Source organism: Sanguibacter sp. HDW7, from assembly GCF_011300875.1.
GTDB lineage: Bacteria > Actinomycetota > Actinomycetes > Actinomycetales > Cellulomonadaceae > Flavimobilis.
On the sequence record NZ_CP049862.1, the window covers coordinates 1575674 to 1592425 of the forward strand.

The 16752-nt window shown below is 70.4% G+C and carries 11 protein-coding genes; 8 read left to right on the top strand and 3 right to left on the bottom strand.

Features of this window, described 5'->3' with window-relative positions:
• Window positions 1-61: 61 nt before the first annotated feature.
• On the bottom strand, window positions 62-1975 hold the full coding sequence (locus G7063_RS07355; protein WP_240916228.1) for an ABC transporter ATP-binding protein: 1914 nt from the start codon (window positions 1973-1975) through the stop codon (window positions 62-64).
• Window positions 1976-2095: 120 nt separating this feature from the next.
• Between G7063_RS07355 and coaE the strand changes: the two genes are divergently transcribed.
• Window positions 2096-2716 (top strand): dephospho-CoA kinase, encoded by a 621-nt coding sequence (gene coaE, locus G7063_RS07360; RefSeq protein WP_166413815.1) that lies wholly within the window; start codon window positions 2096-2098, stop codon window positions 2714-2716.
• Between the two features lie 104 nt (window positions 2717-2820).
• Here coaE and G7063_RS07365 read toward each other — a convergent pair whose 3' ends face one another.
• Window positions 2821-4404, bottom strand: a complete 1584-nt coding sequence (locus tag G7063_RS07365) for a choice-of-anchor A family protein (RefSeq protein WP_166413816.1) — start codon at window positions 4402-4404, stop codon at window positions 2821-2823.
• 223 nt (window positions 4405-4627) lie between these two features.
• On the opposite strand from G7063_RS07365, the gene uvrB reads away from it, so the two are divergent.
• Both uvrB and G7063_RS07375 read left to right on the top strand, forming a co-directional pair.
• Entirely contained in the window at window positions 4628-6709 is a 2082-nt protein-coding gene (uvrB, locus tag G7063_RS07370) for an excinuclease ABC subunit UvrB (RefSeq protein WP_166413817.1), read from the top strand.
• Between the two features lie 231 nt (window positions 6710-6940).
• The gene (locus G7063_RS07375) at window positions 6941-8044 is read left to right on the top strand and encodes a TerC family protein (protein WP_166415257.1); all 1104 of its coding nucleotides are present in this window, start codon (window positions 6941-6943) and stop codon (window positions 8042-8044) included.
• Between the two features lie 76 nt (window positions 8045-8120).
• Here G7063_RS07375 and G7063_RS07380 read toward each other — a convergent pair whose 3' ends face one another.
• On the bottom strand, window positions 8121-8405 hold the full coding sequence (locus G7063_RS07380; RefSeq protein WP_166413818.1) for a YciI family protein: 285 nt from the start codon (window positions 8403-8405) through the stop codon (window positions 8121-8123).
• Window positions 8406-8511: 106 nt separating this feature from the next.
• Here G7063_RS07380 and uvrA point away from each other — a divergent pair, with 106 nt between their 5' ends.
• The 5 genes from uvrA to whiA all read left to right on the top strand — a co-directional run bounded on the left by uvrA (window position 8512) and on the right by whiA (window position 16580).
• Window positions 8512-11493, top strand: a complete 2982-nt coding sequence (uvrA, locus tag G7063_RS07385) for an excinuclease ABC subunit UvrA (protein WP_166413819.1) — start codon at window positions 8512-8514, stop codon at window positions 11491-11493.
• A 6-nt stretch (window positions 11494-11499) separates the two neighbouring features.
• Complete coding sequence (uvrC, locus tag G7063_RS07390) at window positions 11500-13545, top strand: excinuclease ABC subunit UvrC (RefSeq protein WP_166413820.1); 2046 nt, start codon at window positions 11500-11502, stop codon at window positions 13543-13545.
• A gap of 34 nt (window positions 13546-13579) precedes the next feature.
• Window positions 13580-14542, top strand: a complete 963-nt coding sequence (rapZ, locus tag G7063_RS07395; RefSeq protein WP_166413821.1) for an RNase adapter RapZ — start codon at window positions 13580-13582, stop codon at window positions 14540-14542.
• A gap of 7 nt (window positions 14543-14549) precedes the next feature.
• Window positions 14550-15521, top strand: coding sequence for a uridine diphosphate-N-acetylglucosamine-binding protein YvcK (gene yvcK, locus G7063_RS07400; RefSeq protein WP_166413822.1), 972 nt, complete (start codon window positions 14550-14552; stop codon window positions 15519-15521).
• A 78-nt stretch (window positions 15522-15599) separates the two neighbouring features.
• Entirely contained in the window at window positions 15600-16580 is a 981-nt protein-coding gene (whiA, locus tag G7063_RS07405) for a DNA-binding protein WhiA (protein ID WP_166413823.1), read from the top strand.
• Window positions 16581-16752: the final 172 nt, after the last annotated feature.

Below are 16752 nucleotides of genomic sequence, written 5' to 3' on the forward strand. Positions count from 1 at the left end.
GTCCCTGACGGTTCTTCGGAGGCCGGTCACCGCTCACGCGGTGGCCGGCCTCCGGCGTTCTTCAGACTGTGGGGTCGGCGCCGGCCTCGTCGCGGCCGGGTGCGAGCTGCGTGTCGTAGAGGTCCGCGTAGAGCCCGCCCTGGGCGAGGAGCTCGGTGTGCGTGCCGTGCGCGACGATGCGCCCGGCGTCGACGACGAGGATCGCGTCAGCGTCGCGCACGGTCGAGAGACGGTGCGCGATGACGAGCGCGGTCCGACCCTCGAGCGCGTGGTCGAACGCCCGCTGCACCGCGGCCTCGGACTCGGAGTCGAGGTGCGCGGTCGCCTCGTCGAGGATGACGACCGCAGGGGCCTTGAGCAGGAGGCGGGCGATCGCGAGACGCTGTCGCTCGCCGCCCGAGAGCCGGTAGCCGCGGTCGCCGACGACCGTGTCGATGCCGTCGGGCAGGGACTCGACGAGGTCGAGGACGTGCGCCGCGCGGAGTGCCTCGAGGATCTCGTCATCGGTCGCGCCGGGCTTCGCGTAGCGGAGGTTCCCCGCGATCGTGTCGTGGAACATGTGGGAGTCCTGCGGCACGGTGCCGACGGCCCCCCGCAGCGAGGCGAGCGTGACGTCCCGCAGGTCTTCTCCTGCGATGCGCACGGCGCCGACCGACGGGTCGTACATGCGCGTGACGAGGTGCGTGATCGTCGTCTTGCCGGCTCCTGAAGGCCCGACGATCGCGACCGTCTGGCCGGGCTCGACGCGGAACGTCATGCCGACGAGAGTGTCGGTCTCAGGGTCGTTCGTGAGCGTCGCCACGGACTCGAGCGACGCGAGCGACACCTCGGCGGCGGTGGGGTAGCGGAACGTCACGTCGTCGAGCTCGACCGACGCACCCTGTGCGGCGATCGCGGGCGCGAGGTCGCGCGCATCGTCGGCGTCGCGGACGCTCGGCTCGAGGTCGAGGACCTCGAGGACGCGCTCGAAGCTCACGAGCGCCGTGAGGACGTCGACCTGGACGTTCGACAGGGACGTCAGCGGCCCGTAGAGGCGGGTGAGGTAGCTCGTGAGGGCGACGAGCACGCCGACCGTGAGCGAGCCCGAGATGGTCGCGAGGCCACCGAGCGCATAGACGACGGCGACGGCGACGGCCGCGACGGTGACGAGCGAGACGCGGAAGATCGTGTTGTACATCGTGAGCCGGACGCCGATGTCCCGGACGCGCGACGCCTGCGTGCGGTAGGTCCGCGACTCGTCCTCGGGGCGTCCATAGATCTTCGCGAGCTGCGCGCCCGCGACGTTGAAGCGCTCCGTCATCGTCTGGGCGGCGTCGGCGTTGAGCCCGTAGGACTCGCGCGTCACCCGGGCGATGCGCGGGCCGATCCACCGTGCCGGCACGACGAACGCCGGCACGAGCGCGAAAGAGACGAGCGTGAGCTGCCACGACATGGTGAGCATCGCGGCGAGCACGAAGACGACGGTGAGGACGTTGGAGACGACGTTCTGGAGCGTCGACGTGAAGGCCTGCTGCGCACCGAGCACGTCGCCGTTGAGGCGCTGCACGAGCGCACCGGTGCGCGTGCGGGAGAAGAACGCGAGGGGCATCGACTGCACATGGTCGAAGACGGCGGTCCTCAGGTCGAGGATGAGGCCCTCGCCGATGCTCGAGGACAGCCACCGTTGGACGAGCACGAGGCCGCCCGAGACGAGGGAGACGACGCCGACGCCCACGGAGAACCAGATGACCAGGTCGCGGCGGCCCGCGGTGATGCCGTCGTCGATGATCGCGCGGTAGAGCAGGGGAGTGACGGCGCCGAGCGCCGCGTCGACCGCGATGATGCCGAGGAACACGGCGAGCCGCGCCCGGTAGGGTCGCGCGAACTCGAGGACCCGCCGGAACGTCCCGGACCGGAGTCGCGTGCCGCGTACGGACGCGTCCTGCCGGAACGACCGGAACTGGCCGCCTCCCATGCCCGCGTGCATCCCCGACATCGTGCCTCCTCCTCGTGCGGGGCTGGACACCCTCGCACCCTCCGACCCTAGTCGCGCGGGTACGCCCGGGCGCGCACCGTGCTGGTTGCCGCCCGACGGCGTCGGGGGCAGGATGTGGACATGACGCGCATCGGACTCACAGGCGGTATCGCGGCCGGCAAGTCGGTCGTCGCGACGCGCTTGCGCGAGCTCGGCGCCGTCGTCATCGACCACGACGTCATCGCGCGTCAGGTCGTCGAGCCCGGCTCCGTGGGCCTTGCGGCCGTCGTCGAACGCTTCGGGGACGGGGTGCTCGACGAGAACGAGGCCCTCGACCGCGCGGCGCTCGGACACATCGTCTTCAACGACCCGCAGGCCCGTGGCGATCTCGAGGCGATCCTCCACCCGCAGATCGCGCGCGTGGCTGCCGAGGACGAGGCGAGGGCCGTCGCGACGAACCCCCGGGTGGTCATCGTGCACGACGTGCCGTTGCTCGTCGAGACGGGGCAGTCCGACGACTTCCACGTGCTCGTCGTCGTCCACGCGCCCGCGGACCTCCGCATCGCACGTCTCGTCGAGACTCGGGGCACGACGCTTCCCGAGGCCCGCAGGCGCCTCGCCGCGCAGGCGAGCGACGAGGTGCGGCTCGCAGCGGCCGACGTCGTCCTCGACGGGTCGGGCAGCGTCGAGCACCTGCGCGACCAGGTCGACGAGCTGTGGCGCCGACTGGACGAGCAGATGCTCCAGGAGCAGGAAGGCTGACAGGAGCAGGACCGCTGCCGCCGCCGGCGCGCTCGAGACGAACGCCTGAGGGGCACCGACCGTGACGGTCGGTGCCCCTCAGTCGTGATGCTTCAGTGCTGTGCTCAGGCGTTGCGGCGACGCACTGCCAGGAGGGCGATGCCCCCGAGGATGAGCACGAGCGCGATGCCCGAGCCGAGTGCTGCCTGGGCGCCGGTGACGGGGAGACCGCCCTCGGGCGACTCGTCGCCGTCAGGTGTCGTGCCGTCGGTGGGCTCGCCCTCCTCGGACCCGACACCACCGTCGGGGTCGTCCGTGGTCGTGCCGTCGGTCGGCTCCTCGGTGGACTCGCCCGTGGTCGGGTCGTCCGTGGGGCTGCCGGTGGCCGTGGGCGTCGGGGTGGGCGTGCCCGTGCTGGTGGCCGTGGGCGTCGGGGTGGGCGTGCCCGTGCTGGTGGCCGTGGGCGTCGGGGTGGGCGTGCCCGTGCTGGTGGCCGTGGGCGTCGGGGTGGGCGTGCCCGTGCTGGTGGCCGTGGGCGTCGGGGTCGACGTGCCCGTGGGGGTGACCGTCGGCGTGGGGCTCGAACCCGGGAGCGTGCCGGTGAACGGGTACGCGTGAAGCTCGTTGCCGCCGCTGCCCGCGTGGACGAGGTTGCCCGCGACGAAGATACGGCCGTTGGCGCCCGGGATGGTGATCGTCGTCGTCGACGCAGGGTTGCCGACCATGATCGAGCCGGTCGTCTGTGCGCTGCCCGAGAAGGCGACGGTCGTCGCGTCGGGAACATTCCACAGGATGTTACGTGAGACGCGGGCCGTGGCCGTGGTGGCGCTGTCCACACCGTTGAGCTTGACGTCGACGGTGCCCGTGCCGGGGACGTTGATGATGACCGTCGCGCCCGCGGGGATGCCACCGAAGGTGAGGTCCTGGGCAGGGGCCGCGCCGGTCCCGGTGTGGACCGGGTAGGTGAAGACCTGCAGCATCGAGGTGCCGTCGCCCGTCGCCTTGAGGTAGGGCCCGTCCGGGGCGATGGTTCCCGTCGTGGGCAGCGCCTTGAGGGAGGCGGAGCGGGCCGTGAGGTTCGTCACCGCGTTGTCGTACAGCGCGCCGATACCGGCGCGCTTGACGACGCCGCCAGCAGGCTGGCCCGGAAGGGACTGGAAGCTTGGCGTGCCCGTGAGCGTGCCGCTGTGGGCGATCCAGTAGGGGTAGTTGGTGGAGCCCGCGAAGCTCACGACCGTGAGCTTCGTCGTCACCGTGAGGTTGCCGCCGACCTGGAGGACCTCGGTGCCGGGAGGGGCCACGATGCGCGAGCCGACGCCTGCGATGCCGAAGTAGTAGTCGGGATTCTGCGCGAACGTCGCATTGCCCCGCACGATCATGCGGCCCTCGGCCTCGGTCGCGCCCGCGGTTGCCGTGAAGTCTCCGCCGACGAACGTGTTGATCGCGTTGTCGTTGTGGATCGGGTTGCCGTTGGAGTTGATGATCGTGTCGAGCTCCGCGCTCGTCGGGCACGGGAACAGCGCGTCCGTCGAGGTGATGCATCCACCCGGCGTGCCGTCGGTCTCGGCGGCGGGGGCTGCGAAGGCGTCGGTCACGGCGATCGAGCCGAGGGCCCCACCGACGGCGAGTGCCACGACGCCCACGGCGGCGAGTGCTCGTCGGGTGGTCTGCCAGCGGGAGGTGCGCAGGTTTGTGGTGAGGGTGCTCATCGTGCTCCGGGGTGGTCGGCGTTGGTAAGGAAGGATAACTAAGTCAAGGGTAGTGAGAGTTCGTCTGGTTGCGCTAGATGCTGACGCTGCGTCTCGGGTGATGTTTGACCAGCGACCCGACGCGGAGCCGGTGCTGCGACGCGCAGTTGTGTCACCACGGGTCGTCGAACGTCGTTCGCGGGCGTCAGGCGGGATTGTCGGAGGCTCGGCGTACCGTTGCACCATGCGCCCCAAGACCGATCTGCAGCGGACCGTCGCCCCCTTCGAGGTCGTGTCCGAGTACACGCCCGCGGGGGACCAGCCGACGGCGATCGCGCAGCTGACGGAGCGGCTCAACGCAGGGGAGAAGGACATCGTCCTGCTCGGCGCGACCGGCACGGGCAAGAGCGCGACGACCGCCTGGCTCATCGAGCAGGTGCAGCGCCCGACGCTCGTCATGGCACCCAACAAGACGCTCGCTGCTCAGCTCGCGACGGAGTTCCGCGAGCTGCTCCCCAACAACGCGGTCGAGTACTTCGTCTCGTACTACGACTACTACCAGCCCGAGGCGTACATCGCGCAGACGGACACCTATATCGAAAAGGACTCCGCGATCAACGACGAGGTCGAGCGGCTGCGCCACTCGGCCACGAACTCGCTGCTCACGCGGCGTGACGTCATCGTCGTCGCGTCCGTCTCCTGCATCTACGGCCTCGGCACGCCCCAGGAGTACGTCGAGCGTATGCAACGGCTCGACGTCGGCGACCAGATCGACCGTGACGGCCTCCTGCGGCGGTTCGTCGAGATGCAGTACACGCGCAACGACCTCGCCTTCACGCGCGGCACGTTCCGCGTCCGCGGCGACACGGTCGAGATCATCCCCGTCTACGAGGAGCTTGCGATCCGCATCGAGTTCTTCGGCGACGAGATCGAGGCGATCCACACGCTGCACCCGCTCACGGGCGACATCGTCACGACCGTCCCGTCGATCCACATCTTCCCCGCGACCCACTACGTCGCCGGGCCCGAGCGCATGGAGCGCGCGATCGCCGGCATCGAGTCCGAGCTCGAGGCGCGACTTGCCGACCTCGAACGTCAGGGCAAGCTCCTCGAGGCCCAGCGCCTGCGCATGCGCACGACGTACGACATCGAGATGATGCGCCAGGTCGGCAGCTGCTCCGGCATCGAGAACTACTCGCGGCACATCGACGGCCGCGAGGCGGGCACGCCGCCGCACACGCTCCTCGACTACTTCCCCGACGACTTCCTCCTCGTCATCGACGAGTCGCACGTCACCGTCCCGCAGATCGGCGCGATGTACGAGGGCGACATGTCGCGCAAGCGCAACCTCGTCGACTTCGGCTTCCGCCTCCCGAGCGCGATGGACAACCGGCCCCTGCGCTGGGAGGAGTTCGTCGACCGGATCGGCCAGACCGTCTATCTCTCGGCGACCCCGGGCGACTACGAGCTCGGACTCTCCGACGGCGTCGTCGAGCAGATCATCCGCCCGACGGGCCTCATCGACCCCGAGGTCGTCGTCAAGCCCACCAAGGGGCAGATCGACGACCTCCTCGAGGAGATCCGCACGCGCGTCGAGAAGGAGGAGCGCGTCCTCGTCACGACGCTCACCAAGAAGATGGCCGAGGACCTCACCGACTACTTCCTCGACAAGGGCGTGCGGGTCCGGTACCTCCACTCCGAGGTGGACACGCTCGCGCGCGTCGAGCTGCTGCGCGACCTCCGCCTCGGCGTCTACGACGTCCTCGTCGGCATCAACCTCCTGCGCGAGGGCCTCGACCTGCCCGAGGTCTCGCTCGTCGCGATCCTCGACGCCGACAAGGAAGGCTTCCTGCGCTCCGCGAAGTCCCTCATCCAGACGATCGGCCGCGCGGCCCGCAACGTCTCCGGCCAGGTCCACATGTATGCGGACAAGATCACGCCCGCCATGCAGACCGCCCTCGAGGAGACCGAACGCCGCCGCGAGAGGCAGATCGCCTACAACACCGAGCGCGGCATCGACCCGCAGCCTCTCCGCAAGAAGATCGCCGACGTCACCGACATGCTCGCGCGCGAGGACCTCGACACCGCCGAGCTCCTCGCCGGCGGCTACCGCAAGACGCCCGCCGGCCGCGGCAAGAACGCCGCAGCGAGCTCGGAGCGCCCCGCGGTCTCCGCGGCGGGCGACCTCGCAAGCCTCGTCCAGGAGCTCACCGACCAGATGCACGCAGCGGCTGGCGAGCTCCAGTTCGAGCTCGCCGCACGGCTGCGCGACGAGATCTCCGGGCTCAAGAAGGAGCTGCGCCAGATGCGGGCCGCGACCGAGTGAGGCTGGCGCCACGCCGGCCGTGACGCGGCTCATGCCGCGCGGGACCAAGGTCACCGGTTAGCATGGACGAGTTGGAGGGGAGTATCCCCATCACGATGGTGTCGTCATCACGGCAGGCTCCGTAGCCTCCCCGGTGCCATCGGTCCGGACTCAGCGCATGCGCGCCGGGCGGGAGAGACCTCCGGTACATCGTGCTACGTACCGGAGGAAAACTCGGTGCTCGACATCCATATGTCCGTGTGGCTCATCTCCGCAGCCGCTGTCCTCGGCCTCATCATCTTCGACTTCTACGCGCACGTCCGGACGCCCCACGCGCCGACGTTCAAGGAGTCGGCGATCTGGTCCGCCGTCTACATCGCGCTCGCGATCGTCTTCGGCATCGTCTTCATGGTCATCGTCGGCCCCGAGCACGGCGGTGAGTTCTTCGCGGGCTACATCACCGAGAAGAGCCTCTCGGTCGACAACCTCTTCGTCTTCCTGCTCATCATGACGTCGTTCCGCGTGCCGCGGGAGAACCAGCAGAAGGTCCTCCTCGTCGGCGTCGCGATCGCCCTCATCATGCGGACGATCTTCATCCTCCTCGGCGCAGCCGCGCTCAACGCCTGGTCCTGGGTCTTCTACCTCTTCGGCGCGATCCTCCTGTGGACCGCCTGGAAGCAGGTCCAGCCCGAGTCCGACCACGAGGACAAGGTCCCCGGCGGAGCAATCGTCGCTCTCTTCAAGAAGATGGTCCCGACCGTCGACGAGTACAACTCCGACAAGCTCACCGTGAAGAAGAACGGCAAGCGCTTCCTCACGCCGATGTTCCTCGTCATGGTCGCGATCGGCTTCACCGACCTCCTCTTCGCGCTCGACTCGATCCCCGCGATCTACGGCCTCACGCAGGAGCCCTACGTCGTCTTCATGGCGAACGCGCTCGCGCTCCTGGGCCTACGCCAGCTCTACTTCCTCATCGGCGGGCTCCTGGACAGGCTCGTCTACCTTGCCCAGGGCCTCGGCGTCATCCTCGCGTTCATCGGCTTCAAGCTCATCTTCCACGCGATGCACGTCAACGAGCTCCCCTTCATCAACGGCGGCAAGCACATCGAGTGGGCCCCAGAGATCGGCATCGCGACCTCGCTGACCGTCATCATCGGCACCCTCGTCATCGTCACCGTCGCGAGCCTCTGGAAGACGCGCCGCGACGCGGCCAAGGGCACCACCGACTCCGACGGCAAGCCCCACCTGCCTGCGCCTGCCCACGAGGGCGAGGCCGCGCCTGTCACGGCAGGGACGGCCGCGACGGAGGCGTCAGGCACGTCGGCCGAAACCCCGGACGACACAGACGCGCGCTGACCTGTCGCACGCACGAACGCCGGAGGGCGGTGGCTTGTGCCACCGCCCTCCGGCGTTCGTGTGCTGCGAGGCGGGCTCAGGCGAGCTCTGCCCACGGGCCGATCACGGGGTTCCACGTCGCGGACTCGACGGACGCGATGACGCCCGCTGCCGCGAACGGGTCGCGCGCGAGGAGCGCGTCGAGCGCGTCGACGTCCGGCGCGACGAGCAGGAGCAGCGCGCGGCCGCCCTCGAGCGGCCCCGATGCGAGGAGCGACCCGGCGTCGAGGCACGAGCGCAGGAATGCGCGGTGCTCAGGGCGCACGGCGTCGAGCGTCGGCGTGTCGTCGGTATACGTGTACTGCACGGCGTAGACGGTCATCCCGCCATCCTGGCAGGGGAGCTGTCGACGTGGTGGACGCGTCCGCGGTGCGACGTGACGTCGAACACGTGTGCGAAAGTGCGGTTCTCTGCACTACGATGGCGGGGTGAGTGATCGTCTCGTCGTCCAGGGCGCCCGTGAGCACAACCTCCGGGGCGTCGACCTCGACCTACCCCGTGACAGGCTCATCGTCTTCACGGGCCTCTCAGGGTCCGGAAAGTCGTCGCTCGCGTTCGACACGATCTTCGCCGAGGGGCAGCGCCGCTACGTCGAGTCGCTCTCGGCGTACGCGCGGCAGTTCCTCGGGCAGATGGACAAGCCTGACGTCGACTTCATCGAGGGCCTCTCGCCCGCGGTCTCGATCGACCAGAAGTCGACGAACCGGAACCCGCGATCGACCGTCGGCACGATCACCGAGGTGTACGACTACCTGCGTCTCCTGTTCGCGCGCGCCGGGACGCAGCACTGCCCCGTCTGCGGCGAACGCGTCGCCTCCCAGACCCCGCAGCAGATCGTCGACCGGCTGCTCGAGCTGCCGGAGGGCACGCGCTACCAGGTCCTCGCCCCTGTCGTCCGCGGACGCAAGGGGGAGTACGCGGAGCTCTTCAAGGAGCTTCAGACCAAGGGCTTCGCCCGTGCGCGCGTCGACGGCGAGGTCGTCCAGCTCACGGATCCGCCGCAGCTCGAGAAGAAGCTCAAGCACTCGATCGAGGTCGTCGTCGACCGCCTCGTCGCACGGGAGGGCGTCCAGCGCCGACTCACCGACTCCGTCGAGACGGCGCTCGGGCTGGCAGGCGGTCTCGTCCTCGTCGAGCTCGTCGACCTGCCGGCCGACGACCCCGAGCGCGAGCGCCGCTTCTCCGAGCACCGCGCGTGCCCCAACGACCACGAGCTCACTCTCGACGAGATCGAGCCGCGCACCTTCTCCTTCAACGCACCCTACGGCGCGTGCCCCGAGTGCACGGGCATCGGCGTGCGGCTCGAGGTCGACCCCGAGCTCATCGTCCCCGACGAGGAGCGCACGCTTCGCGAGGGCGCGATCGCCCCGTGGGCACAGACGTCCTCGGAGTATTTCGAGCGCGTCCTCACGGCGCTCTCCGAGGAGCTCGGCTTCTCGATGGATGTTCCGTGGCGCGCTCTGCCTGAGCGTGCCCGTGAGGCGATCCTCTTCGGACGCGACCACAAGGTCCACGTGAGGTACAAGAACCGCTGGGGTCGTGAGCGCCAGTACTCCACGGGCTTCGAGGGCGTCATGACGTTCCTCGAGCGTCGCCACTCCGAGACCGAGTCCGAGTGGTCGAAGGAGAAGTACGAGGCCTTCATGCGCGAGGTCCCGTGCCCGACGTGCCGTGGGACGCGTCTCAAGCCAGAGGTCCTCGCGGTCAAGGTCTCGGGGCGTTCGATCGCCGAGGTCTGCGCGATGTCGCTCCGTGAGGCGCACGACTTCCTCGGCCGCCTCGAGCTCGGCCATCGCGAGAAGGTCATCGCGGGGCAGGTGCTCAAGGAGATCGACGCGCGGCTCGGCTTCCTCCTCGACGTCGGTCTCGACTACCTCACGCTCGCGCGCGCCGCAGGGTCCCTCTCGGGCGGGGAGGCCCAGCGCATCCGGCTCGCGACGCAGATCGGCTCGGGCCTCGTCGGCGTGCTCTACGTGCTCGACGAGCCGAGCATCGGTCTCCACCAGCGTGACAACCGCCGGCTCATCGAGACGCTCACGCGCCTGCGCGACCTCGGCAACACGCTCATCGTCGTCGAGCACGACGAGGACACGATCCGCACGGCCGACTGGATCGTCGACATCGGCCCCGGAGCCGGTGAGCACGGCGGGCGCGTCGTCCACTCGGGCGACTACGCCGGTCTGCTGGCCTCGAAGGAGTCCGTCACGGGCGCCTACCTCGCGGGCCGTCGCAGCATCCCCATGCCCGCGACGCGCCGCCGCACCGAGAAGGACCGTCAGCTCACGGTCGTCGGGGCGCGCGAGAACAACCTGCGGAACATCGACGTGAGCTTTCCGCTCGGTGTGCTCACCGCGGTAACCGGCGTCTCGGGCTCGGGGAAGTCGACCCTGGTCAACTCGATCCTCCACACCGTGCTGGCCAACGAGCTCAACGGCGCCCGCCGCGTCGCCGGCTACCACACGCGCGTCACAGGGCTCGAGCACCTCGACAAGGTCGTCCACGTCGACCAGGCGCCCATCGGTCGCACCCCCCGGTCGAACCCCGCGACGTACACGGGCGTGTGGGACCACGTGCGCAAGCTCTTCGCGCAGACCACGGAGGCCAAGGTCCGCGGCTACGGCCCCGGCCGCTTCTCGTTCAACGTCAAGGGCGGGCGCTGCGAGGCGTGCTCGGGCGACGGCACGCTGAAGATCGAGATGAACTTCCTGCCCGACGTCTACGTGCCGTGCGAGGTCTGCGGCGGCTCGCGCTACAACCGTGAGACGCTCGAGGTCCGCTACAAGAACCGCACTGTCGCCGAGGTCCTCGACATGCCCATCGAGGAGGCCGCGGAGTTCTTCGCCGCGGTCCCCGCGATCGCCCGTCACCTCACGACGCTCGTCTCGGTGGGGCTCGGCTACGTGCGTCTCGGGCAGCCCGCGACGACGCTCTCGGGCGGCGAGGCGCAGCGCGTCAAGCTCGCGACCGAGCTCCAGCGCCGTTCGACGGGCCGCACGATCTACGTGCTCGACGAGCCGACGACGGGCCTGCACTTCGAGGACATCCGCCGCCTGCTCGCCGTGCTGCAGTCGCTCGTCGACAAGGGCAACTCGGTCCTCGTCATCGAGCACAACCTCGACGTCATCAAGAACGCCGACTGGGTCATCGACATGGGCCCCGAGGGCGGCTCGGGTGGCGGCATCGTCGTCGCGGAGGGCACCCCGGAGCACGTCGCAGGTGTTCCCGCGAGCCACACGGGACGGTTCCTCGCCGAGGCGCTCGGCGAGGGTGTCCCGCTCGCGCCCGCCCCGACGGCGAAGAAGGCCGCTGCCTCGACGACCGCCGCGAAGGCGAAGGCGGGGACGAAGGCGAAGGCCACGACGGCAAAATGCACGACGAAGACCGCTGCCGCGCCCTCGACCGAGGCCTGACGGTCCATGGCCGACCCGACGAGCTACCGGCCGCGGCCGGGGGAGATCCCGACCGACCCGGGCGTCTACCGCTTCCGTGACGAGCACGGTCGGGTGGTCTACGTCGGCAAGGCCAAGAACCTCCGCCAGCGTCTCGCGAACTACTTCCAGCCTCTCGCGTCGCTCCACCCGCGCACGCAGCAGATGGTGACGACCGCGGCGAGCGTCCAATGGACGGTCGTGCGCACGGAGGTCGAGGCGCTCGCGCTCGAGTACTCGTGGATCAAGGAGTTCGACCCACGGTTCAACGTCAAGTACCGCGACGACAAGTCCTACCCGTACCTCGCGGTGACGCTGGGAGAGGCCTACCCGCGGGCGCAGGTCCTGCGCGGGGCCAAGCGCCCGGGCACGCGCTACTTCGGCCCCTTCGGCCACGCGTGGGCCATCCGTGAGACGCTCGACCTCCTGCTGCGGGTCTTCCCCGTGCGGACGTGCTCGGCCGGCGTCTATCGACGCGCGGAGCAGAGCGGCCGCCCCTGCCTGCTCGGGTATATCGACAAGTGCTCGGCACCCTGCGTCGGTCGCATCAGCCAGTCCGACCACCGTGAGCTCGCCGAGGACCTCTGCGCGTTCATGGCAGGCGACGCGGCTCGCTTCCTCGGTCCGCTCACCGCGCAGATGCGCGAGGCGTCCGCAGACCTCGAGTTCGAGCGTGCTGCGCGGCTGCGTGACGACATCGCGGCGCTCGAGAAGGTCGTCGAGCGCAACGCGGTCGTGCTCGACGACGGCACGGACGCCGACATCTTCGCGCTCTCGGGCGACGAGCTCGAGGCAGCCGTCCAGGTCTTCCACGTCCGCGGCGGACGCATCCGCGGCCAGCGCGGATGGGTCGTCGAGAAGGTCGAAGAGATCTCCGACGAGGGCCTCGTCGCGCAGCTGCTCGCACAGGTCTACGGCGAGGCCGCGGAGTCCGACGACCGCGACGCGCGGCGCGAGGGCGTCCCGCGTGAGGTCCTCGTGCCGACGATCCCCGACGACGCCGCAGGGCTCGCGGAATGGCTCACGGGTGTCCGCGGCTCGAAGGTCGAGATCCGGGTTCCGCAGCGCGGCGCCAAGGCGACGCTCGCGGAGACGGTGCTGAAGAACGCCGAGCACGCGCTCGCGCTCCACCGCAGCCGCCGTACGGGCGACCTCACGACGCGGTCGCAGGCCCTGCGCGAGATCCAGGAGGCCCTCGACCTCGACTCCGCGCCGCTGCGCATCGAGTGCTTCGACATCTCGACGACCCAGGGCACGCACCAGGTCGCGTCGATGGTCGTCTTCGAGGACGGGCTGGCCCGCAAGAGCGAGTACCGGACGTTCGCGATCAAGGGTCCCGACGGCAACGGCGTGCCCGACGACACCGCGGCGATGCACGAGGCCATCACGCGCCGGTTCCGGCGCTACCTCGCCGACCGTGCGAACGTGGGGGAGCCCGAGCTTGCGACCGGCGCGCTCGACGACGACGACGCGATGCCCGCCGAGGACCGCAAGCGCTTCGCGTACCCGCCGAACCTCGTCGTCGTCGACGGCGGGCAGCCGCAGGTCGCCGCGGCACGGCGGGCGCTCGACGAGCTCGGCGTCACGGACGTCGCCCTGTGCGGGCTCGCCAAGCGTCTCGAGGAGGTGTGGCTGCCCGACGACGACTACCCGGTCATCATGGAGCGCACCTCGGAAGGTCTCTACCTCCTGCAGCGCGTGCGCGACGAGGCGCACCGCTTCGCCATCACGGCGCACCGCAAGCGTCGAGGGCGTGCCATGACGGCATCGGTGCTCGACGGGGTCCCGGGCGTCGGTCCGGCACGCGCGAAGAAGCTGCTCACGCACTTCGGGTCGGTCAAGCGGCTGCGCGCCGCGAGCGTCGACGAGATCGCGACGGTCCCGGGCATGGGCCCGCAGACCGCCGCGGCGGTCGTCGCGGCTCTCGTGCAGTCCGGCGGCGCGCCGTCCGCCGACGCCGGTGCGGCGGCTGAGAGCGTGCCGGTGGAGACACCTCTCACGGAGGCGTCGGGGCAGAGCGCTCCCACGCCGTGACGTCGATGTGACCCGGGGCTGGCATGCTGGGGTCATGAGCACCGACGGACCCCGCGAGCCCGCCGACCAGCACGCCCCGCCGACCGTCCCCGAGGACATACCCGCCCTTGAGGCGTCCGCGCACGCACCGCGCCTCGAGCGCACGCAGGTCGTCATCATCACCGGCATGTCGGGGGCCGGGCGGTCGCGCGCAGCGGCCGAGCTCGAGGACCTCGGCTGGTACGTCGTCGACAACATGCCGCCGCAGATGCTGCTCCCGCTCATCGAGATGTCCGCGCACGCGGGCGACACGCTCTCGCGTTTCGCCGCCGTCGTCGACGTACGTGGTCGGCAGTTCTTCGACCACCTGGAGGCGTTCCTCGCGGACGTCAAGAAGCTCGACGTCGACTATCGCGTGATGTTCCTCGACGCGTCGGACGAGGTGCTCGTGCGCCGCTACGAGTCCGTGCGGCGGCCGCACCCGGTCCAGGGCGACGGCAGGCTCACGGACGGCATCGCGCAGGAGCGCGAGATGCTCCGTTCGCTGCGCGCCGAGGCGGACATCGTCATCGACACGAGCGAGCTTTCGGTGCACGACCTCGGCCGTGAGGTGCGCCAGGCGATCCACGCGGACCTCGACCACCACCTGCGCGTGCACATCGTGTCGTTCGGCTTCAAGTACGGGCTGCCGCTCGACGCCGACCAGGTCGTGGACATGCGCTTCCTGCCGAACCCGTACTGGGTGACCGAGCTCCGAGCTCTCAACGGTCGCGACGCGCCGGTGCGGGACTACGTGCTCGGCCAGGTACCCGCGCAGACCTTCATCGACAGGTACCTCGAGGCGCTCGAGCCTGTGCTCGCAGGCTATCTCGCCGAGGAGAAGACCTACGCGACGATCGCGGTGGGCTGCACGGGTGGCAAGCACCGCTCGGTCGCGGTGTCCGAGGAGCTCGGGCGCAGGCTGCGCCAGGCTGGGCACCGCGTGGTGGTGACGGCTCGTGACCTCGGCAAGGAGTAGCGACGCGGTGCGGGTCGCACGCACGCCGCACGGCCCGCGCATCGTCGCGCTCGGCGGCGGCCACGGCCTGTCGGCGAGCCTCGGTGCGCTGCGGCTCATGTCGGAGCAGCTCACGGCGATCGTCACGGTCGCCGACGACGGCGGGTCCTCCGGCCGGTTGCGCGAGGAGCTCGGTGTGCTGCCGCCCGGCGACCTGCGCATGGCGCTGGCCGCTCTGTGCGACGAGAACGAGTGGGGACGCACGTGGCGCGACGTGCTGCAGCACCGTTTCGTGTCCGACGGTGAGCTCGACCGGCACGCTGTCGGCAACCTTCTCATCGCAGCCGTGTGGGACATCCTCGGCGACACGGTCGACGGGCTGGACTGGGTCGGGCGCCTGCTCGGGGCACGGGGTCGCGTCCTGCCGATGGCGTCGGTGCCGCTCGCGATCGAGGCCGACGTGCGTGCCGTCGACGGCAGCGTCGGGATCGTCACGGGGCAGTCGCACGTCGCGGTCGTGCACGGGCGCATCGAGCAGGTCCGCATCGTCCCTGCGGACCCGCCAGCGTGCCCCGAGTCCGTCGAGGCTGTCCGTGCCGCCGACTGGGTCGTCCTCGGGCCGGGGTCGTGGTTCACGTCGGTCCTGCCGCACCTGCTCGTCCCCGAGCTGTCCGAGGCGCTCCACTCGACGGACGCGCGCCGGTGCGTGACTCTCAACCTCGCGGCAGAGGAGGGGGAGACCGAGGGGCTCACCGCGACGGACCACCTCGACGTCCTGCACCAGCACGCGCCGGGGCTGCGGGTCGACGTGGTCCTCGCGGACCCGTCGTCGGTCGAGGACGTCGAGCAGCTGACGCGGGTCGCGCGGGCCATGGGTGCGCGCACCGTCATGCGGCAGGTGCGCGTCGGTGACGGCAGCCCGCGGCACGACACGTTGCGGCTCGCCGCGGCGTACCGTGACGTGTTCGACGGCGTGCTCGGCGACGTGTCCCCTCGTTGAGGCCGGGTCCGCACGTCGCTCGTCCTCCGGGACGGGCACGGGGCCGGGCACGTCCCCGCAGATGGCAGGATGGTCCGCATGGCACTGACCGCACAGGTGAAGGACGAGCTCGCGCGGCTCCGGGTCGACAGGACGAGCTGCCGCAAGGCGGAGGTCTCGTCGCTCCTGCGTTTCGCGGGTGGGCTCCACATCGTCTCGGGACGCATCGTCGTCGAGGCCGAGGTGGACACGGGGGTCGTCGCGAGGCGGCTCAAGACGTCGATCGCTGAGGTGTACGGCCACCAGAGCGAGGTCGTCGTCATCGCCCCGGGCGGGCTGCGTCGGGGGCAGCGCTACGTCGTCCGCGTCGTGCGCGAGGGCGAGTCGCTCGCCCGGCAGACAGGCTTGCTCGACAACCGGGGTCGGCCCGTGCGCGGGCTGCCGCCGCAGGTCGTCGCGGGCGGCACCGAGGAGTCGGCCGCCGCGTGGCGCGGGGCGTTCCTCGCGCACGGCTCGCTCACGGAACCGGGGCGCTCGTCGTCCCTCGAGATCACGTGCCCAGGCCCCGAGGCCGCGCTCGCGCTCGTCGGCGCAGCGCGACGCCTCGGGGTGCAGTCGAAGGCCCGCGAGGTCCGCGGCGTCGACCGCGTCGTCGTGCGCGACGGCGAGGCGATCTCCCAGCTGCTCGTGCAGATGGGAGCGCCCGAGGTTGCGGTCGTGTGGGACGAGCGTCGGGCACGCCGGGAGGTGCGGGGCACAGCGAACCGGCTCGCGAACTTCGACGACGCCAACCTGCGTCGCTCCGCGCGCGCCGCCGTCGCGGCGGGCGCGCGCGTCGAGCGTGCGTTCGAGATCCTCGGCGCTGACCTGCCCGAGCACCTGCGCGAGGCCGGTGAGCTGCGGCTCGCGCACAAGCAGGCGTCGCTCGAGGAGCTCGGCCAGATCGCCGACCCGCCGCTCACGAAGGACGCTGTTGCCGGCCGCATCCGGCGGCTGCTCGCGACCGCGGACAAGCGCGCCGAGGAGCTCGGGATCCCCGACACCGAGGCGGGTCTTGCCCCGGAGCTGCTCGATCCGTGAGAAGGACGGCGTCCGCTCGGACGTTCGTCCCATCGAAGGACCCCCGGACGGTATAGGCTTGTTCCGTTCGGTGGTGCGGACCACAATCCTCGGCAACGAGGAGCGCGGTCCGCATCTCATCGCGTACATCGACGTACGTACAGTTCGTCAACAATTGTGTGCGTCGGTGTCA

Coding starts and splice junctions, on each gene's coding strand:
- G7063_RS07375 (WP_166415257.1), top strand. CDS start 6,941: ATGTCCGTGTGGCTCATCTCCGCAGCCGCTGTCCTCGGCCTCATCATC.
- G7063_RS07380 (WP_166413818.1), bottom strand. CDS start 8,405: ATGACCGTCTACGCCGTGCAGTACACGTATACCGACGACACGCCGACG.
- whiA (WP_166413823.1), top strand. CDS start 15,600: ATGGCACTGACCGCACAGGTGAAGGACGAGCTCGCGCGGCTCCGGGTC.
- coaE (WP_166413815.1), top strand. CDS start 2,096: ATGACGCGCATCGGACTCACAGGCGGTATCGCGGCCGGCAAGTCGGTC.
- G7063_RS07365 (WP_166413816.1), bottom strand. CDS start 4,404: ATGAGCACCCTCACCACAAACCTGCGCACCTCCCGCTGGCAGACCACC.
- uvrB (WP_166413817.1), top strand. CDS start 4,628: ATGCGCCCCAAGACCGATCTGCAGCGGACCGTCGCCCCCTTCGAGGTC.
- rapZ (WP_166413821.1), top strand. CDS start 13,580: ATGAGCACCGACGGACCCCGCGAGCCCGCCGACCAGCACGCCCCGCCG.
- uvrC (WP_166413820.1), top strand. CDS start 11,500: ATGGCCGACCCGACGAGCTACCGGCCGCGGCCGGGGGAGATCCCGACC.
- G7063_RS07355 (WP_240916228.1), bottom strand. CDS start 1,975: ATGTCGGGGATGCACGCGGGCATGGGAGGCGGCCAGTTCCGGTCGTTC.